At 52.6% G+C, this 24344-nt stretch carries 21 protein-coding genes and 1 pseudogene; 5 read left to right on the top strand and 17 right to left on the bottom strand.

Features of this window, described 5'->3' with window-relative positions; all coding sequences use genetic code 11:
- Positions 1-100: 100 nt before the first annotated feature.
- From PUT07_RS12035 to PUT07_RS12015, 5 genes are all read right to left on the bottom strand, one after another.
- Entirely contained in the window at positions 101-1060 is a 960-nt protein-coding gene (locus PUT07_RS12035) for an aromatic acid exporter family protein (protein ID WP_274468243.1), read from the bottom strand.
- Between the two features lie 68 nt (positions 1061-1128).
- Positions 1129-1971 carry an ABC transporter permease gene (locus PUT07_RS12030; RefSeq protein ID WP_274468242.1) on the bottom strand — a complete coding sequence of 281 codons (843 nt, stop codon included), beginning with the start codon at positions 1969-1971 and terminating at the stop codon, positions 1129-1131.
- Positions 1968-2738 (bottom strand): ABC transporter ATP-binding protein, encoded by a 771-nt coding sequence (locus tag PUT07_RS12025; protein WP_274468241.1) that lies wholly within the window; start codon positions 2736-2738, stop codon positions 1968-1970. The genes PUT07_RS12030 and PUT07_RS12025 overlap by 4 nt, the downstream gene beginning before the upstream one ends.
- Positions 2739-2781: 43 nt before the next feature.
- Positions 2782-3798: an ABC transporter substrate-binding protein gene (locus PUT07_RS12020; RefSeq protein WP_274468240.1), complete on the bottom strand. Its 1017-nt coding sequence runs from the start codon at positions 3796-3798 to the stop codon at positions 2782-2784.
- A 145-nt stretch (positions 3799-3943) separates the two neighbouring features.
- Complete coding sequence (locus PUT07_RS12015; RefSeq protein WP_274468239.1) at positions 3944-5464, bottom strand: carboxypeptidase M32; 1521 nt, start codon at positions 5462-5464, stop codon at positions 3944-3946.
- A 145-nt stretch (positions 5465-5609) separates the two neighbouring features.
- On the opposite strand from PUT07_RS12015, the gene PUT07_RS12010 reads away from it, so the two are divergent.
- Together PUT07_RS12010 and PUT07_RS12005 are read left to right on the top strand one after the other, a co-directional pair.
- A complete protein-coding gene (locus tag PUT07_RS12010; protein ID WP_274468238.1) occupies positions 5610-5933 on the top strand; it encodes an iron-sulfur cluster biosynthesis family protein in 324 nt (107 codons plus the stop codon).
- A 51-nt stretch (positions 5934-5984) separates the two neighbouring features.
- The gene (locus PUT07_RS12005) at positions 5985-6557 is read left to right on the top strand and encodes a beta-class carbonic anhydrase (RefSeq protein WP_274468236.1); all 573 of its coding nucleotides are present in this window, start codon (positions 5985-5987) and stop codon (positions 6555-6557) included.
- 501 nt (positions 6558-7058) lie between these two features.
- On the opposite strand, the gene PUT07_RS12000 is transcribed toward PUT07_RS12005, so the two are convergent.
- The 8 genes from PUT07_RS12000 to PUT07_RS11965 form a co-directional block, all read right to left on the bottom strand.
- Complete coding sequence (locus tag PUT07_RS12000; protein WP_274468235.1) at positions 7059-9200, bottom strand: hypothetical protein; 2142 nt, start codon at positions 9198-9200, stop codon at positions 7059-7061.
- Between the two features lie 23 nt (positions 9201-9223).
- Positions 9224-10402 (bottom strand): ABC transporter permease, encoded by a 1179-nt coding sequence (locus PUT07_RS11995; protein WP_274468234.1) that lies wholly within the window; start codon positions 10400-10402, stop codon positions 9224-9226.
- Positions 10399-11118: an ABC transporter ATP-binding protein gene (locus PUT07_RS11990; protein WP_274468233.1), complete on the bottom strand. Its 720-nt coding sequence runs from the start codon at positions 11116-11118 to the stop codon at positions 10399-10401. The genes PUT07_RS11995 and PUT07_RS11990 overlap by 4 nt, the downstream gene beginning before the upstream one ends.
- Positions 11119-11145: 27 nt before the next feature.
- Positions 11146-12903: an efflux RND transporter periplasmic adaptor subunit gene (locus PUT07_RS11985; RefSeq protein ID WP_274468232.1), complete on the bottom strand. Its 1758-nt coding sequence runs from the start codon at positions 12901-12903 to the stop codon at positions 11146-11148.
- 15 nt (positions 12904-12918) lie between these two features.
- On the bottom strand, positions 12919-13524 hold the full coding sequence (locus tag PUT07_RS11980; protein WP_274468230.1) for a hypothetical protein: 606 nt from the start codon (positions 13522-13524) through the stop codon (positions 12919-12921).
- Positions 13525-13625: 101 nt separating this feature from the next.
- On the bottom strand, positions 13626-15080 hold the full coding sequence (locus PUT07_RS11975) for a sensor histidine kinase (RefSeq protein WP_274468229.1): 1455 nt from the start codon (positions 15078-15080) through the stop codon (positions 13626-13628).
- Positions 15073-15801, bottom strand: a complete 729-nt coding sequence (locus tag PUT07_RS11970; protein WP_274468228.1) for a response regulator transcription factor — start codon at positions 15799-15801, stop codon at positions 15073-15075. Before PUT07_RS11970 ends, PUT07_RS11975 begins: the two co-directional genes overlap by 8 nt.
- Entirely contained in the window at positions 15798-16331 is a 534-nt protein-coding gene (locus PUT07_RS11965) for a DUF309 domain-containing protein (protein ID WP_274468227.1), read from the bottom strand. The genes PUT07_RS11970 and PUT07_RS11965 overlap by 4 nt, the downstream gene beginning before the upstream one ends.
- 179 nt (positions 16332-16510) lie before the next feature.
- On the opposite strand from PUT07_RS11965, the gene PUT07_RS11960 reads away from it, so the two are divergent.
- Positions 16511-18436, top strand: coding sequence for a glycosyl hydrolase family 18 protein (locus tag PUT07_RS11960; RefSeq protein ID WP_274468225.1), 1926 nt, complete (start codon positions 16511-16513; stop codon positions 18434-18436).
- Positions 18437-18568: 132 nt separating this feature from the next.
- Positions 18569-19780, top strand: a pseudogene (locus PUT07_RS11955) (cytochrome P450).
- A 15-nt stretch (positions 19781-19795) separates the two neighbouring features.
- Here PUT07_RS11955 and PUT07_RS11950 read toward each other — a convergent pair.
- Entirely contained in the window at positions 19796-20014 is a 219-nt protein-coding gene (locus tag PUT07_RS11950; protein WP_274468223.1) for a double zinc ribbon domain-containing protein, read from the bottom strand.
- A 173-nt stretch (positions 20015-20187) separates the two neighbouring features.
- Here PUT07_RS11950 and PUT07_RS11945 point away from each other — a divergent pair, with 173 nt between their 5' ends.
- Positions 20188-20346 carry a DUF1540 domain-containing protein gene (locus PUT07_RS11945; RefSeq protein WP_145655172.1) on the top strand — a complete coding sequence of 53 codons (159 nt, stop codon included), beginning with the start codon at positions 20188-20190 and terminating at the stop codon, positions 20344-20346.
- 69 nt (positions 20347-20415) lie between these two features.
- Here PUT07_RS11945 and PUT07_RS11940 read toward each other — a convergent pair whose 3' ends face one another.
- The 3 genes from PUT07_RS11940 to PUT07_RS11930 all read right to left on the bottom strand — a co-directional run bounded on the left by PUT07_RS11940 (position 20416) and on the right by PUT07_RS11930 (position 24328).
- Positions 20416-22494, bottom strand: coding sequence for a thioredoxin domain-containing protein (locus tag PUT07_RS11940; protein WP_274468222.1), 2079 nt, complete (start codon positions 22492-22494; stop codon positions 20416-20418).
- Positions 22495-22648: 154 nt separating this feature from the next.
- Complete coding sequence (locus PUT07_RS11935) at positions 22649-23674, bottom strand: glucosaminidase domain-containing protein (protein WP_274468221.1); 1026 nt, start codon at positions 23672-23674, stop codon at positions 22649-22651.
- A gap of 291 nt (positions 23675-23965) precedes the next feature.
- Complete coding sequence (locus PUT07_RS11930; RefSeq protein ID WP_274468220.1) at positions 23966-24328, bottom strand: GIY-YIG nuclease family protein; 363 nt, start codon at positions 24326-24328, stop codon at positions 23966-23968.
- Between the last annotated feature and the right edge of the window lie 16 nt (positions 24329-24344).

The following is a 24344-nucleotide window of genomic DNA, read 5'->3' as shown; positions in this document are numbered from 1 at the left end:
CCATACAATCATTCATTACAAGTGTATGCAGGACAGTAGTCTAGAGTGACAATTATTTTATATTATTTTTTTTGCAAAAACATATTTATATCTTTAAGAGTCAACCCGCCTCCGAGCGGTGTTTTTTTTGCTTCTTGGCGATCGATAAGTAGTGCATCAGCTCCCGGTTTAGCTGTAAAATCGCGGAACGGACCTCGAATTCTTCGCGGTTTCCCGGCAGCGGCAGCTTTTTGTAGCGGGCATCCAGCTCTTGTAATTCTTTCTCCGCTTTGCCCGTATAGTAGTCTTCCTTGACAGTATGGCTAATATCTTCAAGAATCGCGGCGAGCATCTCCCCTTGCGGCAGCGTCTGATATACTTGCGCAACAAGCAGCATCATCCGGTGAATCGACTCCAGCTGCTCGCCCCTCATGAAGAAATATACGCGCCAATACGGATCCCCTGTCATAAAAAGTGTATTATCCATAGCCCGCTTGGCCAACTGAGCCCCTTTATCGATCTCTTCGCTGACCTCCAGAAGCTCATGGCCATCCCAGATCACGGTATTGTCCCGCAAATGCTTCGCCAAGCTTACAAATATCATAGAAAATAATTCCTCTATCCGAATCTTATGCGCCACCAACGCTTTATCCGCCTTGGGCATATACGCGATATTAATCGCCGTAGCGGTCCCCAAGCCGACCAGAAGCAGCAGCAGCTCATTGCCGACGGATGCCCATCCGGCATCTTCATAGGCAAACAAATGCAGCATGACGACAGCCCCTGTCACCGCTCCCTCCGCTATTCGCAAACGGTGCAGCAGCGGGAACACGATGAGCAGGAAGAGTCCTACGACCCATACACGAAAACCGAACAGCATAAATAGCAAGGACCCCATCAACAAGGCCAGCACGGAAGCGGCGAGGCGATGGAGTGCGCTTTGAATCCCTTTCTTTTTCGTTACCTCAATGCCCAGAATCGCCAGAAGTCCAGCGGCTGCCGGTGTTTTGATCCCCATAAGATGCGCAAGATACATCGCTATCAGAACGGCAAGGGCGGTTTTGAGCACTCGAAAGCCCATAGCGGTTCACCTCTTTACTGGTTATACTATGGGCCCATTATTTCATTTTCGACTTCATGTGGCAAGTGTTACCGGTGTTTCGTCAATCTTTTTTCTAAATTGGAAACGATTTGATACATAAATGTCGCAACCACGGCAATGACGAACAGTGTGGAAATGACAAGCGTAAAATTAAATACTTGGAAGCCATATATAATTAAATACCCGAGACCCATTTGCGAGACGAGAAACTCGCCGACAATAACCCCGACCCAAGCTAAACCGACATTCACTTTCAACGTTGAGACGATGGCCGGGAAGGAAGCGGGCAAGATCACTTTAAGAAAAACTTTCCTCTGATTTCCCCCGAATAATGAGACGACTTTCACATAGTTTTGATCGACCTCTCTGAAGCTGCCATACACGACCAGTGTCGTAATGATAACGGTTATCGAAAGCGTGGTGGCGATAATGGAAAGCAAGCCCGGTCCGAGCCCGACGATAAATAGCGGTCCCAATGCGACCTTCGGCATACTGTTCAAGACGACGATATAGGGGTCAAGCACTCTTGACAGGAATGGCGACCACCAGATGAGAACAGCCAGTGCCGTGCCGAATAATGTACCTAAAGCAAAGCCAAGTATCGTTTCTATAACGGTTACGCCAACATGAGGAAGCAGGCTGCCGTCCAGCAATTTATCCCAGAGCAGTTTGAACACTTTGGTCGGATAGCTGAAGAGGAGCACATCGATCCATTTCAATCTAGCCGCTGCTTCCCATAAAGCAAAAAAGAGGACCAGAATCAACAGCTGAACTATTCTGACTTGTTTCGTTTCTTTCTTCCTGGCCCCGACATATTGCCCGTGAACTTTCTCGACGAGCGCCTGCTCTGAGCCTTCGCCTGCGATTCGTTGCTGCTGCTTCGCGTTCATGCGTCATGCCCTCCAAACTCCTGCCAAATCGTACGAAACAAAGTATGAAACCCGGGCAATTCCCTTGCTTCGAACGGCACGGAGGCGCGAATCTCCTCCGGAATGCTGTAGGTTTGGCGAATTCTTCCCGGATTCGGCGCCAGCACAATAATGCGGTCGCTCATGGCGATGGCTTCTGATATATCGTGCGTCACCAAGAGCGCCGTTTTCTTCTTGGCCCTAAGCGTCTCCACCACCAGATCCTCCAGCTGCAGCTTGGTCTGATAGTCCAGAGCCGAGAACGGCTCATCGAGCAGCAGCAGCTCGGGATCGGTGGCCAGCGTTCTAACGAGCGCTACGCGTTGGCGCATTCCCCCGGAAAGCTGGGAGGGATAATAATCTTTGAAGCTGTATAAACCCATTTCTTCTAATAAATGAAGCACAAGCTCTCTGTTCTCCTTGGTCAGCGTTCCGGCAATCTCCAGCCCGATGCAGGCATTGTCTTCGATCGTCCGCCAAGGAAACAGATAGTCCTGCTGCAGCATATATCCGGCCCTTGTCGACGGCCCGTTCACGGGTTTGCCCGCGACCGACACCGTGCCTGCCGTCGGCCGAATGAGGCCGGCTATGATGGACAAGAGGGTCGTCTTCCCGCAGCCGCTCGGACCGATCAGAGAGACAAACTCGCCGCGTGCTACGGCGAAATCGATTCCCTGCACGGCAAGTGTCGCCCTTTCCTCGGTTACGTACACTTGCGTTACGTCTTTTACCGTCACAGCAGTATCCATGTTCGTACTCCCCTCCGTTTCATCTGCCTGGCCGCTGTCTGCCTTACGGTTGTTTTACGTTCGACTTGGCTTTCTCCGCATACGTGTTATCAACAAGTGTCTTCCACTCCACCCGCTGCTTCAGCTCGCCGGCCGACGACATAACATCCAGCAAATTATTCCATTCCTGCTCATCGACAACCCCATCTGTCGCGAAGGAGCCTTGATCTTTATACCGCTTCACAACGCTTTTCACAATTTCCACATCGATGTCTTTGAAATAAGGCAGGACGGCGTTCGTGATTTCATCCACGCTTTTGGCGGCGACCCACAGCTGTGCCCGCTGGATCGCATTCGTGAATTTCTGCACGGTGGCCGGATTCTTCTTCATGAAGCTCTGTTTGGTCATGAAAACCGTGTAAGGCAGATGCCCGCTCTCCACGCCGAAGGAAGCGATCACGAAGCCTTTGCCTTCCTTCTCGATGATGGAAGCCTGCGGTTCGAAGAGCTGTACATATTCCCCGGTTCCGGACGAGTAAGCCGAAGCGATATTGGCGAACTCGATATTTTGAATGAGCTGCAGATCTTTCTGCGGATCGATTTTATGCTTCTTGAGCGTGAACTCGCCGGCCATTTGCGGCATGCCGCCTTTTCTTTGCCCGAGGAAGACGGACCCTTTCAGCGAATTCCAATCGAAATTGTCCATTTTCTTGCGGGCTACCAGGAAAGTCCCGTCGGTCTGCGTCAACTGCGCGAAGTTGATCACGGGATCGTCGGAGCCTTGCTGCGCAACATAGATGGACGTTTCCGAACCGACCAGCGCCACGTCGATCGCATTCGAGAGCAGCGCAGTCATCGTTTTGTCCCCGCCTGGCGTTGTCGTTAATTCAACATCGAGTCCCTCATCCTTAAAAAAGCCTTGCGATAGCGCTACGTATTGCGGCGCGTAGAAGATCGATCTCGTCACTTCGCCGATCCGCACTTTGGTCGTTTCTTCCGTCTTCGTCCCGCAGGCCGAAACGATGCTGCTCAGCAGCAGGACAGCGGTTAAAGCCGCTCCCCATCTCTTCCGAAACTTCATAAGACGTCCCCCCGAATTAAGTAGTAATGTATCCTATGCAGGAGCCCAGAAGTCGGTTAACGATGAATTCGCAGAAAAACGTTTACACCCCCAAAAAAAACAGCACCCCCGGGCATTCGCTGCCCGAAGATGCTGTTTCGCTTCATTATATACCGTAGACGGCTTGATATTTCTCTTCCAAGTACTGCACTAAATAATCGGGGTTCAAATCCTCGCCCGTTACATCCCGGACGATTTCATTCGGCGTCAACAGCTTGCCGTGTTTGTACACTTTGTCAGTCAGCCAATCCTTGATCGGACCCAAATTCCCTTCGGCTATCAAGCTCTCGAAAGCGGGAAGCTCCTTGCGGAGCGTGTGGGTGAACTGCGCAGCATACATGTTGCCCAGCGCGTAGGACGGGAAGTAACCGAACGCCCCGCCGGACCAATGGACGTCCTGCAGCACGCCCTCGCCGTCATTCGCCGGCACGACGCCCAAATACTCTTCGTATTTGGCATTCCACGCTTGCGGCAAATCCGCCACGGCAATCGTTCCGTTGAACAAGCCTTTCTCAAGCTCATACCGGATCATAATATGCAGGTTGTACGTCAATTCATCGGCTTCGATACGAATTAAAGAAGGCTCGATGTGATTGATCGCTTTGAAGAATGTATCCACATCGACATTGTCGATCTGCGGGGAGAACGTGCTCTGCAGCTCGCCATAATACCGGTCCCAGAACGGCTTGCTGCGGCCTATGACATTTTCCCAGAAGCGCGACTGCGACTCGTGAATGCCCATGGAGGTGCCTGTGCACAGATTCGTGCCGACCAAGTCCTTGGAAATGTTCTGCTCATACAGCGCATGTCCGCCTTCATGAATCGTGCCGAATAACGCGGAGGTGATGTCATTCAGCAGGTAGCGCGTCGTAATCCGCACATCCCCGGGATTAAGCGCCGTCGCAAAAGGGTGCACGGTCTCATCCAGACGGCCCGCTTCAAAGTCGTACTGCATCTGCTTCAGAATCGACAGCGAGTACTGCTTCTGCTTCGCGATCTCGAATTGTTGATCCAAGAAGGAACGGTCGGGTTGGTTCGGTGAAGCCTGAATCCGCTGCAGCAGCGGAACCGCCTTCTCCCGCAGCGCCCCGAATACTTCGTCCAGCTTCTCAACGGTCATTCCCGGCTCATACATATCGAGGAGCGTATTATATTTATGTCCTTCATATCCCCATAGCTCAATGAACTCTTGGGTTGTCGCCACAATTTTCTCTAAGTACGGCTGGAACGAAGCCCAGTCCGAATTATGCTTGGCGTCCTCCCAAGCGGACTCGGCCTGCGAGGTCAGCACGACATAGGCCTGGTATTTCTCGGCCGGAATTTTCTTGGACCGGTCGTATTCTTTCTTGCATTCCAGCACCATCTTTCTGGAGATGGCATCCAGCTTCTCCAGCTCTTCCGGCTGCGTGAAGAACGACAGATAGTCGCCCATTTCATCGGACGTAGACATGCGGAAAACTTCCGTGGACAGCTCTCCGACGACCTCCGAGCGTGTTTCGATCCCTTTCTTGGGAGCGCCGGTGCGCATATCCCAATAAATTAAGGCAATTGCCTCCTCGTACTGCTTCATTTTGCGGACATAGGCCTTGAACGATTCCAGCTTGGCTGGGGCTGTTTGCACACTCATGCGTAAGTCTCCTTCCAAAAGTTTCTTCATTCATCATACTTCGTCCCCTGCATAGAATCAAATTTATGCGAGATTGTGGTAAAATAATGACAAGCCATTTCGCGATGACCGCGGGTGGAACGACTATTTAAGGAGATGACTTGCCGTGAACATTGAATTCACCGATGCAGCTGTACAACGATTAACCCCATATATAGGTCAGAATGAAGCCCTTCTGAAGCTCGCTTTCGATACGGAAGGCTGCGGCTGTTCCGTGAACGGCGTGCCCACGCTTTGGCTCGTTTCGCAGAAGGAGAAGCACGATCTGTCCGCAAAAACAAACGCGCTCTCCCTCCTTTATAAAGAGCAGGATGAGATTTATTTCGAAGCCAATATGCGAATCGACTTTTCTGAAACGGATAAATCCTATATACTAAAGAGTAATAACCAGATTTATAATGCGGGTATGAGCTTAGTCGACAAAAGATAGCTGCAGAATAGATAGACAAGCAGCACATCAATTTTACCTGGAGGGGAAACCATGTCATTAGTTCACGAAATTCTCAAGTACAATGAAGAGTTTGTTGCGAAAGAGCAGTACAAAGAGTTTTTGACAACGAAATTTCCAGACAAGAAAATGGTTGTTCTTACTTGTATGGATACGCGGTTGATCGAGCTTCTTCCCAAGGCGATGAACCTGCATAACGGGGACTCCAAAATTATTAAAAATGCGGGCGCCATCGTCTCCCACCCTTTCGGCAGTATTATGCGCAGCATCATTGTCGCTGTTTACCAGCTCAATGCCGATGAAGTTTTCGTGATCGGGCATTACGATTGCGGCATGACGGGGCTGAATCCGGATCAAGTCATTGCGAATGCGAAGAACCGCGGTATCTCCGATGATGTCATCCAGACGCTCGGTCACTCCGGCATCGACTTGTCCAAATGGCTGACAGGCTTCGAGCATGTCCGGGACGGTATCGAGAAAAGCGTCAATATTATTCGCAATCATCCGCTGCTTCCCAAAAATTTGCCGGTTCATGGCCTTGTGATCGACCCTTCAACCGGACGGTTGGATTTGATCGCTGACGGTTACAGCGCCGTTCAAGCATAATATAGGCAATCGCCAGACAATAGAACCCCCGGGAAATTCCCGCGGGGTTCTTTGGCGTCTTATGGTTGCGGCATCGTTGCCGGTACGTGCTTCTAGGATAGCCGGTGCCGTGCCGGCAAGGTCGTCGGTGTGCGGCAGACCGCGATGTGGGACCGTTTGCGCTGTTGCCGCCAACATGTATGCGCGATTCAATATGAAAAATCATATAGAATTCGCTCTACAAGCGTAAAATCGTGAATTCTATATGAAAATTCAAATAGAATTTGATTTTTGTTCAACGGATACTTGTTGGGTGATGGCGATTGGCTAATGCGTTAGGCAGGTAGTGTTGGGCTGTGGCAGCTGGCGGCATTTTGTACATATCTCAGAATTTGCGGGAAATGAGCTTTACCCTTCTGCTGCCAGATGCATCGATTTCCTGACTGGCCTACAGCTGCAGCTGCTCACATAACAAATGCCCATCCCCAGAGGGGACAGGCATTCAAGCAAGCAGTACGTATTTTACATTTCCAGCGTTTTGATCAAACGTTTGGAGTCGCCATTCGGTGTAGTCACGACCTCATACAGATTAATCTTCACATCGGTATTCAGCTGTTCCGACTTGATGGAGCCGAAGTCGATGAACTGAATGCCGGACATGATCTTCTGCTCGCCGGTGAAGCCCATCGTCTTCGAGCTCAGCAGTCGGCCTTCGGAATCGACGACCTCGAACGCCAGCGTCGAGAAGTTCGCATCCGTGATCACCTGTTCTTGACGCTTCACATCCAGATCCAGACGCAGGCGGTACGCGTAAGACTGATCTTTGCTGTACGTTGCGCTGACATTCGCCTGTTTAATATCGATGCTGAACGGATACAACGATACAGGTCCTGTCTTCGGCACCGGCTGAACAGCCGTCTTGTACGAACCGACAGCCAAGCGGTTGGCATCGTACAGATTAAGGGCAAGCTTATCCGCTTGCTCTGTGCCAGGCAGCAGATACGAATAATTCAGCACATAGCTGGTGTTCGGAGCAATCGTTTTGGCAACCGTAGTTTGACGCGCTCCCGTGTAGGTGTAACCTTCGCTGCTCGTCAGTTCCGTTTGGAAATCAGGCAGCGACACGGATGTCGTTCCTTTGTTCGTCAGCTTGTACTTGGCAACGACGGTTTTGAAGCCGAAGTCCTCGCTCTCGCTCATGCCCATCTCGACCAGCGAGATATCGATATTCGAGTCGAGCAAATTGTTCGCATTCAGCTTGAACGGCGTGCCGATGGTGTACTCTTCCGCAGCGGCATAGGTTGAGACTTCGCCGCCGCTGCCCGCTCCTGCCAGCGTCGTAATGGAGACCGGCAGCGCAGTAGCCGTCTGCTTGTTGTTGCCCGCCGACGTCTCCGTCCCTGTACCGGTCTCGTTACCCGTACCCGCTGAAGTCTGCGTTCCCGAACCGGCTGTACCCGATTTCTCCATCACAACGAGCTGCAGAGCTTCCGTGCTCAGCCCCGCAGGCAAAATGCCGGAGAAACGGAACGTCGTCGATTCGTTCGGCGATAAGTACGACGTGCGTGTTGCATTATCCGTGGAAGCCACCGCTACGGAGCTGCGAACCGCTTGGAACGATCCGGTTAAATTCGGAATCGTAAGAATGCCTTCGCTGTTATTCTTCAGCGTGACGTTCGCCTGCAGATGCAAGCCATCGGACTGCTGGCTCGTCGCCGCCCACGAAGTCGTAATCTGCAAGCCGTCCAAATCCTCATCCGGGTATGGCGAGCCTTCGCCGATTTTGCCGATAACGAACGATTTGGCAACGTTCAAGGAACCTAGAACCGTCGTTTTCACCTTCCCTTTGGGCGAGAACAGCAAGGTTAACCCGCTGGCGTCCAGCGATGCAGGAACGGCTGCCTGAATCGTGGTTTTGAGCGGCTGCTGCGGCAGCAAGGACTGTCCGGACCCTGTCAGGAACTGTGCGGCATACGTTAATCCTTTGTTATCCTGCAAATTAAGCTCAAGCGCATCCGGCAGCTTCAAGGTCGCATCGCTCAGATTCTCAAGCGTCAGATCGGTATACACGACCCATGCGCCATCTTTGAACACTTTGTAGCTATTGCCCAACTGCGCCGTTACAACGGCGTCATCGGCATAAGTAGTGTCGAGCTCCTGCAAATTAATCGCCACCTGCTGCACCGCGCTTTGACCGGCTTCGTCCATGGCAGCCTGGACGGATAGCGCCCCGATGTCATGCATCGCGTTGTAGTTCCATTCGAATATATCGACTTTCAGCTGTCCCGCTGTCAAATTCGCCGGAATGTCGGACGTAAATTTGAACGTTCCGGTTTCCCCGGCTTTCACGCGCGCCGTCACTTTCTCCGTCAGCTTCGCTGTGTAGGAAGTACCGCTAGCGTCAATGACTTTCACTCCGTAATTGTTAAAGTCGACGGCCGACGAGCTGTTGTTGTTCAGGCCCAAGGAGAAGCGCAGCGAGCCGTCTTCGGCACCGGAGGATAAAGTCACTTTATCCAATGTGAAGTAGACGGAATCGCTTAGAAACACGCCTTCCTTCCCCGCGAAAGCTGATGTGGCCAGTGGCAGTGTCAGGAAGCTTGCGGCCGTCAGCATGAGCGCTGTACGGCTTAGCAAGCGTTTCATTTTTCGTTGTTGCGTCACAGGTAGGTCCTCCTCTAAGTTCATCAATCAGATCGTAGTGCGTCGATCGGACGCAATTTGGATGCTTTGTTCGCCGGATATAAGCCGAAAATAACGCCGACCAGGACGGAAAATAAAAAGGCGTACAAGCTAATGTCGACGGACAGACTCGTCGTTTGCTTCGGACTGAAATACGGCAGCGCATAAGCTAATCCTACGCCCAACCCCAGTCCGATAAGTCCGCCCAGACCGCTGATGACAACGGCCTCAACGAGAAATTGAAGCAAAATATTGCGCCGCTTGGCGCCGATCGACTTGCGTATCCCGATTTCGCGTGTACGCTCGCTGACCGTCACCAGCATGATGTTCATAATCCCGATGCCGCCTACAAGCAATGAAATCAAGGCGACCGCTACTAATTGATTCGTGAGGGTGTTCGTCGCTTCGGTCCGTGCCTTCAGCAGCTCATCCTGATTCGTCAGCACGAAGCCCGTATCGCTTTTGAATTTATAAGTCAAATAGGATTTCATCGTCTCCTGGGCGATATAGATATCGTCCTTCGTCGGCGCTTCTACGTACGTGGTGCGGATCTGTCCCAGCTTGAACACGCGTCTTGCCGTTTCCAGCGGGACGATAACCGAGCTGTCGACCGACGCTCCGCCGATATTGGAGCCCTTCTCCTTCAGCGTACCGATCACCGTGAATACGGCGCCATCGATGTTGATTTCTTCACCGACCGGGTTCAGCGTGCCGAAGTACGTCTTGGCCACTTCACTGCCGAGCACCGCTACATTGGAACGGAACTCCAAATCGGCGGGCGACAGGTTGCGCCCCTTATCGATCTGCGCTTTGATAATGCCGAAATACCGGTCATTCGTGCCTATGACGTTATACTTTTCTTGCGTTCGATCGTATTTGATATTGGATCCGTTCTTCGTCATCGTCGGCGCAATGAACTTGAACTCCGGAAAGTTCTCGAAATTCATCAGCTCCGTATAGTCGAGCTGTGTCGCCCGGCCGTTGCCCGTCGCCGTCACGACGAGAAGATTCGTCCCCATATTCTCATATTGCTTGGCGATTTGTTCCGAGGTGCCTTGGCCGATCGCGACAAGCGTGACCACGGAGCTTACCCCGATAATCACCCCAAGCATGGTCAGAAATGTGCGCAGAGGACTGGAAATAATCGTCTGCATCGACATTCTGAGCAATTCACTTGCCTTCATATGCTCACCTCTTGCTTCACGGGGCTGATGTCGGTTCGATTCCGGTAATCGTCGATAATGACCCCGTCACGGAGAGCTACGACGCGCTGCGCATTGTCGGCAATATGATGGTCATGCGTGATGAGAACAATCGTATTCCCTTGCGCATTCAGCTGCAAAATCAATTCGAGCACCTCTTCGCCCGTCCTGGAATCGAGCGCTCCGGTCGGTTCATCCGCCAGAATAAGCGACGGGGAGATGGCAAGCGCTCGCGCAATCGCAACCCGCTGCTGCTGTCCGCCTGACAGCTCGCTGGGCTTATGATGACCCCGCTCGCCCATGCCCAGCATGCCCAGCATATGATGCGCCCGTTCCTTCCGCTCTTTCTTCGGAATGCCGGCATAGATCATCGGAAGCTCCACATTCTCCATGGCGGATAAGCGCGGCAGCAGATTAAACTGTTGGAAAATGAAGCCGATTTTCTGGTTGCGCAGTGCGGCAAGCTCGTTATCGCTCATTTTCTCCGTTACCACGCCATCCAGAATATAGCTGCCCGAGGTCGGCACATCCAGCAGGCCGATCGTGTTCATGAGCGTCGATTTCCCGGAACCGCTGGGTCCGATGATGGCTACGAAGTCGCCCTCTGCCACGGAAAGCGATATGCCCCGCAAAATAGGCAAATCTTCCAAGCCGCGTCTGTACGTCTTCACTATATCTTTCAATTCAATGATATTCATACCGCAATAGCTCCTTTCCCGGCAGTATTATCTGTTCCCCGCACCGCCGGCTCCACCTGCGCCCCCGTTCGTCCTGGTAGCACCACCAGCGCCTCCTGCACCGCCTGCACCGCCTGCACCGCCTGCACCGCCTGCACCGCCTCCGCCTTGGAAGCCGCCGCCGCCGAAGCCGCCAGCACCGCCGCCATTTTGCTGGAATTGCTGTCTCAAGCGGTTGATTTCATCTTGGCTGAGATTTTGCTGTCTTCTAACGGCGTTAGGAAGCACAACTTGATCGCCTTCGTTCAGACCCTCGGTAATTTCAATTTGCGTTTTGGAGCGAATGCCGATTTTCACTTCATGCTCGGCTTCCGTCGTTCCGTCCGCTTTCTTCAGCGTGACGACGCGCTTGCCCTTTTGCAGCTGCAGAGCTTCCGGCGGAATGTAGAGCACGTCTTTTTTATCCTGAATCAGAATTTCGCCCGTAGCCGTCATCCCGTATTTGAGTACATTGTCTTTGTTGTCTGCAGCGAGTACCACATCGTAGAACGTTACGCCGTTCGTCGTCGTTCCAACGGAGGAGATTTGCGTAACTTCCGCCGGGAAAATGCGTCCCGGATAAGAATCCACTTTGATTTCCGCTTTCATCCCCAGCTTGATGTTCGGCAGATCGAGCTCATCCACCTGCACGGGAAGCTGCATTTTGGCGATGCTGGCCACAGCCCCGAGCTGCATTCCGCTGTTCACTTTGGTACCGACCTGCAGAAGACTTAAAATATCATTGCGTTTATTAACAAAGTCCGTGGAGAAAACGCCATCGAAAGGCGCGACAATTTTGAGAGTGTCCACCTTGTCCTGCGCAGCCGCCACCTTCAGCTTCGCGCGCTCGAGTGCGGATTGCTTCGCCACAATATCGTCGCCCAGCGTGTCGTTCGCGAACGTGGCGATCGTATCGCCTTGTTTGACGATATTGCCGGTTTTGAATGGAAGCGTTGACACGGTACCTGTCGTTCCCGCCAATACGGTCGCAATTTTCACATATTGCAGAGCCGCCTTGGCTTGCGAATCGACGGCACGTCCACCGATCGTTACGGTACCGAGAACATCCGTACCTGCGTCCATGGAGTTGTCATTCGGAACGGCAACCTCGACATCGACGACTTTCCCGCCTTTGCCATCGGATTTCGGGTCTTTGGAAATCGTCTGGATCGTACCAGATTTCGTAATCATGAAGCCGTCGATCGTAATATCGACCGGATCGCCCTTATGTAGTTGTGCGGCGTCTTCTACGAAAAACGGCAGCGTAACGGTCAATGCGTTCATGTCCGAGATCGTGGCAATTTTGGTCGATTTGTTAATGGTAGATCCAAGTTCCAAATTCGTCGCATAGGTCAGCTTGCCGGAGATCGGGGCTTTCACACCCATCAGACTTTGCTGGTCCAGCAGCGAATTCAAATCCTTCTCCGTTTGCTCATAGGTCAGCTGCGCGTCCTGCAAATCGCTTTCCAAGCTCGTGCTCGTCAGCTCGAGAAGCACATCTCCGGCTTTCACGGGTTGATTTCGTTTCAAGTTGATCGATTTGATATTTGAATTTTCCGGGATCGAAATGGTTTGTGTATCTTTCGGCTCGAACTGTGCCGTACCGGATACGGACGAGCGGATATTCCCCTTTTTCACCTGGTAGACGGCCTCTTTCACATCCGCTGACTTGGATTTCTTCCCTTTCGACATATACGCGTATGTGCCTCCGGCGCAAACGCATACCGCGATGATAACGATCAACCATTTACTGCGATACCATTTCATGAAGTAACTTCCTCCTTAGAGTTTGGACATAAGTAATTCCATTAACTGCTGCTCCACGCTAATCCCCAGGCTCTTCCGATCTTGCGGCTGAAAGTCGCCGTAGTCACGGTAAGTGAAGACGGAATCGGACTGTCGGTCTGCCATTCTTTTCTGCACAAAGGCTTTCACCCGCTTCTCCCGTTCCTCCGGCGAGAGCTCATCTCCCTTGTTGTCCATGCGCCCCGCTAATCGCGATTTCTCCAGCTTGGACTGTTCTTCAAGAAAAGTGATTTGCTCCGGCTTGAGACCGACGAGCACCTGCGCGCGTTCACTCTCGTTCATACTTCCCTCGTCAATGCTTTTGCGAACGAGCGGAATCATCGCTTCCGCCTGCTTGGCCGTAATCGCCAGATTGGCGTGCCGGTCCATCCGCAGCAGTTCTTGAAAGAGCATGACAAGCTGCATCTCCTTCAAATTCTGCACATCGTCCGCGGGGATGTCCTCAAGAAGTGTCGGCTCGGGCTTTGGAGAGGGGAGGGCGGCGGCCGGCGCTGAAACTTGTCCTGCCAACTGCGTCTCACAGCCACCTATTAGGAAGGAAATGAGCGTCAAGCCTAACGCCATTATCCGAGTGTACTTCATCGACCATACACCTCCAAGACGAAAAAATCCTGTCCAATAAGGACAGGATACAAAGTAAACATGAAAGAAGTTTGCTTAAGTTGTAAAAAAAATGTGAAAAACTACGAAATCCGCGGAAAGGTCACACGGAATTCGGTCCCTTCCCCTACCCGGCTGCGCGCTTGAATGGTTCCCTGCATGCCTGTGACCAAATGCTTCACGATGGTCAGGCCGAGTCCTGTGCCCGTCGGCACATCCGTCCGCGACGTTCTGGCTTCATCCGCCTTATAGAACCTGTCCCAGATGCGCGACAGTTCGTCCTCCGTCATCCCCATCCCCGTATCGCGTATATACAAGTGAACCTCGTCTGCCTCTTCCTCCAGCGCAACGGTCAGAACGCCGCCCTTGGGGGTAAATTTCAAGGAGTTGTAGATGAGATTATGAACGATTTGGGCGAACCGGTCCGGATCTAACGCCACCAGGGCAGGCTCCTTATCAGGCGGCGGCAAAATGAGATGCAGGGAAATAGCGTTCACCGCAATCGGCGCTTTCAATAGTTCGAGCGAATCTTCCAAGACGTCGGCGACGGAAACAGGCCTTAACCGGAATACGTCGACACCATTTTGGATTTGCGCCAGATCCAGCAGATCCGTCACCAATCGCTGCAATCGCTGCACCTCTTGATCGCAGATGCCCAGGTAATGCGAATATTTGTCTTCGGGGATGATCTTGTCATTCATGGCGACGATGAAGCCTCTCAGGGTCGTAAGCGGCGACCGGAGCTCGTGCGATACGTTCGTCAGAAACTCCTGCCTCGTGCCCTCCCATTCCTCCAGCTGCTCCACCATGAAATTGAAGCTCCTTGCTAGCTGACCGAGTTCATCGTGAGACGTCACCGGCACCCGGGTCGTAAAATCGCCATGCGCGAGCTCGAGCGCCGCACGATTCATCTGCTGCAGCGGACCGGCAAGCTTGCGGGATATAAAATACAGGATGAAGCCGACGGCGACAAGGGAGAAAAGCAGCGGGACCAAAATATTGACCCGTACCGCCGAAATCGCCTCGCTGATATCGCCTGCCGGGAAGTGCAAAATAAACACCATCGGCTGGCCGCCCATTTGATAGGGAGCGTGATACGTGAACAAGTTGATGCTTCTGCCGTCCGGCGCCGTTAACGTAACCATGCCGTAGCCGGTGCGTCCGTGCAGGCCGTCGATGAACTGGGCGTCCATCTGCTTCGGAATCGTTCGGCCCTCGCTATCGGAGGAACCCGTCATAATGTTGCCTTTGTCATCGACAAGCCACACCTGCCCGTTAATGCTTCTGGCTAGAATGCGTACGGTATATTTGAGCTCCCGTGTGGAAATCGTGCCGTCCTGAACGGAATTCATCAGCCGGGTGACTTCAACGGCGCGCTTCTCCATCAGCTCGACTTTGTCCTTGTAAAACAAGTCTGTGAAGTAATAGTTCCAGAAAAGGAACAACCCTACGAAAAACAGCACGCAGGTCGCCAGAAACGACAGGAAAATTTTCAGATACAAGCTGTTGTACTTTCCCGCCACCCAAGCCTTAAACATGCTGGACCACCTCGAAGGAGTAGCCTATGCCCCATAGCGTCTGTATGTTCCACGTATCATGCTGTCCCAGTTTCTTGCGCAAGTTCTTCACGTGTGCGTCGACGGTTCTCGTACCGCCCGTGAAATCGAAATTCCAGACATAGCCCAGCAAGTCCTCACGTGTGAAAACGCGGCCCGGATGGCTCGTCAGGAAATGCAGCAGCTCGATCTCCTTCGGCGTCAAATCGATCCGTTTGCCCCCGACAGTGACCCGGTATTGATCCAGATCGATGACGATATTGCCGATTTCCAAAATTTTGCGTACCGCGCTTTGCGAATTGGACGACTCAACCGGCAGCTGAACGGTGCGCCGAAGCACAGCCTTGATACGCGCGATGAGCTCATTCGGATCGAACGGCTTGACCAAGTAATCGTCAACACCCAGATTGAAGCCTCGCAGCTTGTCGATGGATTCCCCTTTGGCCGTCACGAAAATGATCGGCGTTTGATGGTACGGAGCATCCATCTTCCGGATCTGCTCACAGAGCTCATAGCCCGAAATATCCGGCAGCATGATGTCCAGCAGCACCAGACTCGGCCTCTCTTCGACGATCGTACGGAGCACCTCCTGGCCTCGCGGCAGCAAAAGCGCTTCATAGTTCGCATGCTCCAAATACAAACGGACGACTTCGGCTATATTCGGCTCATCGTCTACAACAAGTACTTTTCCTTCCGCGTTCACTTGGCGCCACCTTTTTCCTTCCGAATTTGATATTGTCTCGCTCGTTCCTCAATAACGCCCGAACGGTCTCTTCGCGTATGCTTTTCAGTCAATTCACTGTCTTCAAGCCGGCTGGGCGCCTGCCAATTCAAGCCTCTTCGCCGGCACTCGGCCGTGCACAGCGCAAGCAGCCCGGCATCCGCAATCGGCAGATTAATATCTGCATAGGAATAGCCATCCTGCTCGATCTGAGTCAGCGTGTCCCGAATTAACCGCACCAGTTCTTCGGCGTCCAGCCCGAGCGAAGCCACATGTTCGGCTTGCGCGTTGCGCAGCGAGCTCTGGAGCATTTTCACCGCACCCGGACGGTTCCCCCTGCGAATATGGTACATGCCGACGGCGATCTGGATGAGCGCCACATACGTTTTGCTCCGAACATCGCCGGGATGCTCCTTCCAGAATTCCTCCATAATCTCATGACATTCGAAATAATCCCGCTCTGCGTGAAACTGCAGAAGGTACTCCAAATAATCTTCTGGATATTGCCTCATGAATCGTTCCCCTCGCTTGTTGTCATCCCGAGAATGACTATGTATACCTCATGTTACTCGAAAGTCGTTCCATCGTCCAACATCCATAGGCCCAATTCTGCATTTCCACCATTTGGCGGCGCAACCAATCTATCATTCCATACGTCCAATTACATAGATTAATAGAAAGAGGCGTAAACATGAGAATTGGAAAGTGGCTACTGGTGACGGGCGGCCTGATCGCTTCGCTCACGGTTTTGCAGACTTTGCATGCAGCGGACACCGCAAGCGCAGCTTCTGACAAAACGACCAAATACCGCGTGTATCAATACAATCAAGTATTGATGGAATTCGCCGATTACAAGCAAGCTGAAGCTTATGCCAAAGGATTTACCAACAGTCATGTCGAGGAGATCGGCACACGCAAATGGCTGTGGAACAATTTCCCGCGGTATCAAGTGTATCAGAAGGACACTACGCTGCCTGAGTGGCAGTTCGCTACACTGGATGCTGCGATTGCGGAAGCGAAGAAATGGTCGTACGCCAGCGTACGCGATCTGCAAGCTACCGGGTGGGTATGGAACAACTATCCCCGGTACCAAGTGTACCAGAATGAAATCACGCTCGATTCGTGGAAGTTCCTCACCTTAGACGAGGCCATAGCCGAAGCGAAGAAATGGGGGGGCGCCCACATTATCGATCTGGACAGCCGCGCGTGGGTCTGGGACAACATCTCGGGCGAGGAGAAGAAGGCTCTCCAATCCGGCGATCCCGTCTACAAGGTGTATCAAGGAACTTTCTCCGCAGACAATTGGGCATTCGCATCGCTCCAAGATGCCGTGAACGAAGCGCTGAAATGGGGCAATTCCACCGTCATCAACACAAATACGAAAGCAACCGTATACAGCAATCTTAAGACTTATAAAGTATTTCAGAACGATACGTTCTTGCAGGACTTCACTTCACTCGATGAAGCCACCGCTTATGCCAAGCTATGGGGACATGCCTCCATCTTCATGGATGGACGCAAAATTTGGAACAATTACGCCTCTTATCAAGTGTACCAAAGCTCCTCGCTCATCGGTGAATTCAAGAATCTTCCCGAAGCGCTGAACTACAGCGTGCTCTACAGCAACAGCTCCATCCAAACGCTGGAGCGCCGGGTGGTGTGGGACAATTTCAAAAAGCTGCAGGTCTGGGGCTGGAACGGCCAATCCGGCGGAGAAATGATCAAAGCCCAGGTGAACAACACGATCGGGCTGGATGTCGATTCGCCTACCTATTTCGAACTGGCGGATGCAGCCGGCAACCTGAAGGATATGTCCAACCCGGATACGGTAAAATGGCTGCAAAGTAACGGCTACACCGTGTATCCGCTCGTCAGCAACCAGTTCAACGCAACGCTTACGACCCAATTCCTGGCCGATTCCGCTGCGCAGAATAAGTTCATCCAAGCGCTGGTTGACCGTTCCGTTCAGTTAGGCGTCCCTGGCATCAATGTCGATTTCGAAAGCCTTGCAGGGTCAGACCGCAACGCTTTCACCGGGTTCATCGCCAAGCTAACGGCTTACGCTCACGAACGCGGCCTCGTGATTTCCATCGATCTGCCGCGCGGCAGCGTTAAATGGAACCATCTCTCGGCTTTCGACCACGAGAAGCTCGGCGGCATCGTCGATTATGTCGTGATCATGGCCTACGATCAATACTACCGCGGCAGCACATCGGCCGGATCCGTAGCCGGGCTTCCATGGGCAGACGGCGGTATCCAAGAATTTCTGTCTTACGGCATCCCCCGGGACAAAATCGTACTCGGCATCCCCTACTACGTGCGGGAATGGAAGCTGGATGCAGCCGGCACACTTCAAGGCAATAGAACGCTGCTGATGAAGGATATTCCGGGGCTGCTCGCTTCCAAATCGGCAACGCAAACGTGGGACCCGACCTTTGAGCAATACCGGGTGGAGTATCTAGAAGGCGGCTATACGTATGTATTCTGGCTCGAGGATGCCTCAACCGTCAAAAAGCGGCTGGAGCTGGCCAAAAAATACGATATCGCCGGCGTTGCGGCATGGCGGCTCGGGTATGACCAAGCGGAGCTGTGGCCGATGATTTTGCAAAACAAATGACAGCTAAGAGGGTTATTCAACAGGTTGGTGTATCTGCCTGCGGGATAACCCTTTTGTCGTTGTGGAATTAATTGCTAGATGCTGGGCAAGTTAACCTTTAGATCAATTTGGAGAGGAGCTTACTGAACGGTTATGGACAAATCGCAACGTTACGCCAATATTATCCCAATGGCTGAATTGAACACGAAGGAAAAAAGGCTTCAGCCTTTCCCTGTGTTTAACGAGCTGCGCCAAAAGACGCCGGTTCGTTATGATGAAAGCCGAAGCTGCTGGGATGTTTTCCGCTACGAGGACGTTCACCGGATTCTCAAAGATCCCGCCACCTTCTCTTCCCGGCGGGCCCTAGCCGTCAAGGACAGAGAAACCATACTTACGATGGATCCGCCCCGCCATTCCCAACTGAGAGGGTTGGTGAACAAAGCCTTTACCCCCAAGGTGGTCGCGGATTTGGCATCCCGCATCTCCTCGATTACCGCAGAGTTGTTGGATGAAATTGAACATAAGGCGACGACAACGGCAGACATCGTCTCTGCGCTGGCCGTTCCGCTGCCCGTGATTATTATCGCCGAGCTGCTCGGCGTCCCTCCGGAGGATCGCAGCTTATTCAAGGAATGGTCGGACATTCTCGTCAAGGGACCGGACTAGAACACGGATGAGGCGTTCCTTCAAGTGATCGCCGAGAAGGAGCGGGCTACAGACGAACTGACCGCGTACTTCGCCCATATTGTCAAGCAGCGCCGCAGCGAGCCCCGAGAAGATCTGATTTCCCTTCTGCTGGCAGCCGAAATCGAGGGCGAGAAGCTCTCCGACCCGGAGATTCTCGGTTTCTCGATCCTGCTCCTCGCGGCCGGTAACGAAACGACGACGAATTTGATTACGAACGCCGTCCGCCGCTTGACGGAAGACCCCGCGCTCCAGTCCCTGCTTCGCGGCGATCCGGCGCTTATTCCCGGGTTTATCGAGGAAGTCCTGCGTTACTATCCGCCGATTCAGGCGATTGGCCGGGTAGCGACCCAAGATGTCGAGATCGGAGACAAGCGGATCCGGCAGGGAGAGCAAGTCGTCTCTTGGGTCGCCTCGGCGAACCGCGACGAGGCCAAATTCCCGGAACCGGATACGTTTATTGCCGACCGCAAACCCAATGCCCATCTCTCATTCGGCTTCGGCATTCATTTCTGCTTGGGTGCGCCGTTAGCCCGGTTGGAAGCACAACTCGTCATTGAGGCCCTTGTGAAGAGGTTCGGGGAGATCCGGTTTGTCCCAGGCTCGGAGATGATGTACATCCAGAGCCCGTTCGTATACGGGGTGAAACAGTTTACCGTCAAGCTTTCGCCGCTCGCATAATGACAGAGGGACTGCTCACAGCAGTCCCCACTCGTTAAATATCGTTGCGGTACCGCAATCCGCGCAAAACTTGGCATCCGGCTTATTCACCTTGGAGCAGCCCTTGTGAAGCAGCGTCTTCTCCCGGGTGCACCGGTTTTTGAGCGGGGCTCCGCATTTGATGCAGTAGCGATCCTCTTTCTCCGTAACGAATTTGCAGCGGACGCACTGCTGCAGCTCATTCTTCTCCGCCATGCCTTCACCTTCTTGTCGTAGCTTGTCGTAGCTAACCCTACTCAAGTATATGAGGCATACAGGAGGATTGGTGAGTATCGGAGCTTCCGCTTTTTTTTCGAATTTACATCGTTGCCATGTATAAAAACATGCCAAATTACCCCACCCTATGAGGTAAAGGAGGTGAGGGTAACATGGCAAAGGATGTACTATGCGAAGTAAATTCCTGTAAATATTGGGCAAACGGCAACAAATGCAATGCGTCTTCGATTTATGTCGTGAGTCACCACGGCAGCAATCAAGCGCGCAATTCCGAAGAAACCGACTGCAAAACGTTCGAACCTAAAGTTTAGTCGTTGGAAGAGGCCCTCAGGGGCCTCTTTTTCCTCTACACCTATTGTAACCAATAATGATAATTATTATCAGTCTTCGCGCGAAAGATTTTCAAGCTCTTCGATATCTTGTGTCGGCGAATGGCAGGCGAAGTTCCGGCAGACGTACGCGGTTGCCCGGCCGCCGAGCGGCAGCTTGTCTCCGGCGAGCGGTATCAGCCTGCGCACCTCCTCACCCGCGGCCCCCGGAGGGTGAAGAATCAGCAGCGCATTCGGCACATATTGCCGCTGTACGGCGCGCAGCATGCGCTGCGTATCCGGCTTCGCCGGGTCGCCGGCGATGACGATTTCGCTGGCTTCGCCATAAGCGAAATCAAGCGCGGCCAGCGTCAGCGCATGGCCCGGCGGATGGTTCCGCACCGCTCCGGCGAACGCCTGGAGCTGCCGGTCCGCAGCCTGCGACAGCTTCGCGTCGTAGCTCAGTCTCGCCAGCCGCAGCAAGTTCAGCGCGGCTGCTCCGTTGCCCGACGGCATCGCGCCGTCGTAGATCTCTTTGGGGCGGGCGGGCAGCTGCTCGGCATCGCTGCCGTAGAAGAACAGCCCTCCCCCCTCTTCGTCTCCGAAGAGACGAAGCATGTCGGCGTTCAGCTGGAGTGCTTCACGAAGATAGCGCAGCTCGAACGTCGTCTCGTACAGCTCGAGCAAGCCCCAGACGAGGAACGCGTAATCGTCCACGTAGCCAAGGAAGGCCGCTTCGCCGTCCCGGTAGCGGGCCAGCAAACGCCCGTCTTCGCGGCACAGCTCGCGAAGCAGGAAATCCGCGGCTTTGGCGGCCGCTTCCGCATAGCCTGGCTCGTCCAAGGCACGTGCGGCCTTGGACAGCGCGGCGATCATCAGACCATTCCATGCGGTCAGAATTTTGTCGTCCTTGCCCGGACGCACGCGCCGCTCGCGGTGTTCGAACAGCTTGGTGCGCGCCGCCTCTATGCGCGCCATCAGCTCGTCCGGCGGAATCCGCTTCCGTCTGGCGAACGATTCTAGCGTCGTCTGAAGCAGATTCGGGATGCTGTGCCCCTCGAAGTTGCCTTCATCCGTAATATCGAACAGCTCGCAGAAGAGATCGCTCTCGTCGATGCCGAGCACATCCTCCACTTCATCCGGCGTCCATACGTAGAATTTCCCTTCCACGCCCTCCGAATCGGCGTCTTCCGCGGAATAGAAAGCTCCTGCCCCATCCGTCATCTCCCGCAGCACATATGTGATGATTTGATGCGCAACTTCTGCGTATTTCGCTTTGCCCGTTACTTGATGCGCTTCCGTATACGTCATCAGGAGCAGGGCGTTATCGTACAGCATTTTCTCGAAATGGGGTACGAGCCATCTCTCGTCCACGGAATACCGCGCGAAACCGAATCCGATGTGATCGTACATGCCGCCGCGATGCATGGCGTCCAGCGTCTTCTCGACCATTTCGAGCGCACGCTCGTTCCCCGTTCTCTGATAGTATCTGAGCAGGAACGATAATTGGTGCGCAGCCGGAAATTTGGGAGAAGTTCCGAAGCCTCCGTTGGCTGAATCGAAGGAATGCTCGTACTGACGGAATGCTTCATGCAGCGTCTCCTCATTCAATTCGCCGCCCGTGCGGCTGCTCAGCAGCCTATGCGTCGTCTCTTGCATCACTTGTTCGCCGATCTCGCGGATCCGCTCGGCGTCTTCCTTCCACTTGGCCGCGAATTGGGCGATGAGCTCGACCATGCCGGCCCGGTTGTACTTACGGCTGCGCGGAAAGTACGTCCCGGCGAAGAACGATTTCTTCTCCGGTGTCATGAACACCGTCAGCGGCCAGCCGCCTTGTCCCGTCATCGCTTGGCAAACCGCCATATAGATGTGATCGACATCGGGGCGCTCCTCGCGATCGACTTTGATGGAAATGAAATCCCGGTTCAGCATCTCGGCTATAATCGGATCTTCAAACGATTCATGTGCCATGACGTGACACCAATGACAGGTCGAGTAGCCAATCGATAAGAAAACAGGCTTGTTTTCTTGCTTTGCTTTTGCGAAGGCCTCTTGAGACCAAGGATACCAATCAACGGGGTTGTGTGCGTGCTGCAGCAAATACGGCGATTTCTCAGCGGCTAATCGGTTGGGGTTGCTTTGCGTTGTCATTGAGCACCACCTCTACCAATCTCCATTTGGGATCATATGTAATCTATTCGTTGAAATCGGCGTTTCATGGTCCGGTTTCATTTCAATTCTACTGTTAGATTGGTCGTTTGACAATTCCACATAAGTTCCGAGATACTCTCAGTAAAGCATCCACTTAGGCAATCTTATCATAATCGCTGTTCATAATGCTTTTCACCAGCGACGGCCATTTGGAGTTGGCTTGGCAGTATTTTCCGGCTACTTTCTCAACGCTTGTCAATCCTTTGTCAAAATAAAACGCGGAGATGATTTCACCGAATTTCTTTACACTGTCCCCTTTTGTTTTGAAGCTGATCGCTTTATTATAGGCATCGCTGTCCACAGCGTTAAGTCCGAATAAATTGTTTTTGGTTCTGGCCAGCTGGCTTTTGCCATGTCCGCTTTCCAGCTTCATCACCGCTATCGTGAAGTAGGAATTAATTCCGTACATTTCCTCGATTTCCAGTATCGGCTTCTCTAAACCTTGGCCTTCCAAGGCGGTATTTTCAATGATTTTCGCAATATGCTCTTCCGTCAGCCCGGATGCCGACTTGACCTTGGAGGTCGGTTTGCTAGGCTCGGCCGGTTGGCTATTCTTCTCAGGAGGCGCAGCTTGTACGACAAGGGTGCGTTCAGCGCTTTGCTGGACCGTTTGCAGCTGGGGGGATGGCTTGACGTCTTCTGCGCCGATCAACGCTGCATAACCGCCGTGGACATAGCCCCCGCTCTTCAGTTCGAGCCAGCCTTGGTCTGTCGGGCCAACGACTTCCAGCGTACTGCCCTTCGTTACAACGCCCAATATTTGCGATGTGTTGTTCGCTTCCGCGCGTACGTTGAGATAGTAGGCTGTTACTTCATATTTCGCCTGCTGAACTTCCGGGGCGGCCGGTTCAACGATGGGGCTCTCCACATTCGGACTTGTAGGAGATGATATGTTCACAGCGTCCGCGGCAATCGCGGAAGGCGTGTTCGCTTGATCCTGGGGATCTATCGGGGCGCTAGTCATTATCAACGGATAGTCAGACTCGGCAGCTGCTTTGGAATTCGAAGTTGTCTCAGGATTGTAAGTGTTCTTCCGGGTTACATAATCGAAACCCATCGTGGCGAGAAGCGTTACACATAGCAGGAACGTCAAAATGTAATGTCTTAATGGACTACGCATGTTTACACCTCTTTAACACATGAATTTGGGACATCTTGTAATTAGTAAGCAGAGAAGACGCTAATTATTCCACTCGGAAAGAATTAGATCATATTTTAAATGATTGTACACAAATCCTTGCTATAAACTTGTCACTTTGTCGGTGGCCAAATTGAACTAAATTTGTCGCAATACTATGTATACAGTCAGAGTTGCTAGGTTAACGTCTAATTCATGTTGAAAAAAATGAAAAAAAGCATCCGCAAGGATGCTTTCTAATATTTGTATTGGTAAATATATGGGATTTTACGTCTACTTTTTGAGCGGCAGCTTGTTGTAACCGCGGTCTCCATAGGGCTGCAATTTCTCCAGCCACGGCTTCTCCATGAGCTTGAGCTCCCAGCGCATATCCGTCACTTGGTCCGTTTCCTTCTGTTCCAGCACTTCATAGGTGAAAGAGTCGCCGCCCAATTCGGTCCAGTCTTTCTGCAATTGAAGATTGGCGAATCTCCCCATGTCTAATTGCATCTGTATAGTCATCCATTTATTTTTCAAATTCGAATGGCTATCGATAAATATTTTGCCGTTAACTTGATTCTTAATTTGAATGACGCCCATATAAGTCTTAATTTCTTTGAATTGCTCCTGCAATTCCTTTCGTCTGCTTTTGTCCACGTTGTCGTTCTCCTTT

Source organism: Paenibacillus sp. MAHUQ-63 (assembly GCF_028765165.1).
Lineage (GTDB): Bacteria > Bacillota > Bacilli > Paenibacillales > NBRC-103111 > Paenibacillus_E.
This window is presented reverse-complemented; position numbering and strand designations above follow the sequence as displayed.

Bases quoted from the DNA above. Each gene is read 5' to 3' on its own strand.
- PUT07_RS12035 (WP_274468243.1), bottom strand. From the start codon at position 1,060: ATGGGCTTTCGAGTGCTCAAAACCGCCCTTGCCGTTCTGATAGCGATG.
- PUT07_RS12030 (WP_274468242.1), bottom strand. From the start codon at position 1,971: ATGAACGCGAAGCAGCAGCAACGAATCGCAGGCGAAGGCTCAGAGCAG.
- PUT07_RS12025 (WP_274468241.1), bottom strand. From the start codon at position 2,738: ATGGATACTGCTGTGACGGTAAAAGACGTAACGCAAGTGTACGTAACC.
- PUT07_RS12020 (WP_274468240.1), bottom strand. From the start codon at position 3,798: ATGAAGTTTCGGAAGAGATGGGGAGCGGCTTTAACCGCTGTCCTGCTG.
- PUT07_RS12015 (WP_274468239.1), bottom strand. From the start codon at position 5,464: ATGAGTGTGCAAACAGCCCCAGCCAAGCTGGAATCGTTCAAGGCCTAT.
- PUT07_RS12005 (WP_274468236.1), top strand. From the start codon at position 5,985: ATGTCATTAGTTCACGAAATTCTCAAGTACAATGAAGAGTTTGTTGCG.
- PUT07_RS11995 (WP_274468234.1), bottom strand. From the start codon at position 10,402: ATGAAGGCAAGTGAATTGCTCAGAATGTCGATGCAGACGATTATTTCC.
- PUT07_RS11990 (WP_274468233.1), bottom strand. From the start codon at position 11,118: ATGAATATCATTGAATTGAAAGATATAGTGAAGACGTACAGACGCGGC.
- PUT07_RS11985 (WP_274468232.1), bottom strand. From the start codon at position 12,903: ATGAAATGGTATCGCAGTAAATGGTTGATCGTTATCATCGCGGTATGC.
- PUT07_RS11980 (WP_274468230.1), bottom strand. From the start codon at position 13,524: ATGAAGTACACTCGGATAATGGCGTTAGGCTTGACGCTCATTTCCTTC.
- PUT07_RS11975 (WP_274468229.1), bottom strand. From the start codon at position 15,080: ATGTTTAAGGCTTGGGTGGCGGGAAAGTACAACAGCTTGTATCTGAAA.
- PUT07_RS11965 (WP_274468227.1), bottom strand. From the start codon at position 16,331: ATGAGGCAATATCCAGAAGATTATTTGGAGTACCTTCTGCAGTTTCAC.
- PUT07_RS11960 (WP_274468225.1), top strand. From the start codon at position 16,511: ATGAGAATTGGAAAGTGGCTACTGGTGACGGGCGGCCTGATCGCTTCG.
- PUT07_RS11950 (WP_274468223.1), bottom strand. From the start codon at position 20,014: ATGGCGGAGAAGAATGAGCTGCAGCAGTGCGTCCGCTGCAAATTCGTT.
- PUT07_RS11945 (WP_145655172.1), top strand. From the start codon at position 20,188: ATGGCAAAGGATGTACTATGCGAAGTAAATTCCTGTAAATATTGGGCA.
- PUT07_RS11940 (WP_274468222.1), bottom strand. From the start codon at position 22,494: ATGACAACGCAAAGCAACCCCAACCGATTAGCCGCTGAGAAATCGCCG.
- PUT07_RS11935 (WP_274468221.1), bottom strand. From the start codon at position 23,674: ATGCGTAGTCCATTAAGACATTACATTTTGACGTTCCTGCTATGTGTA.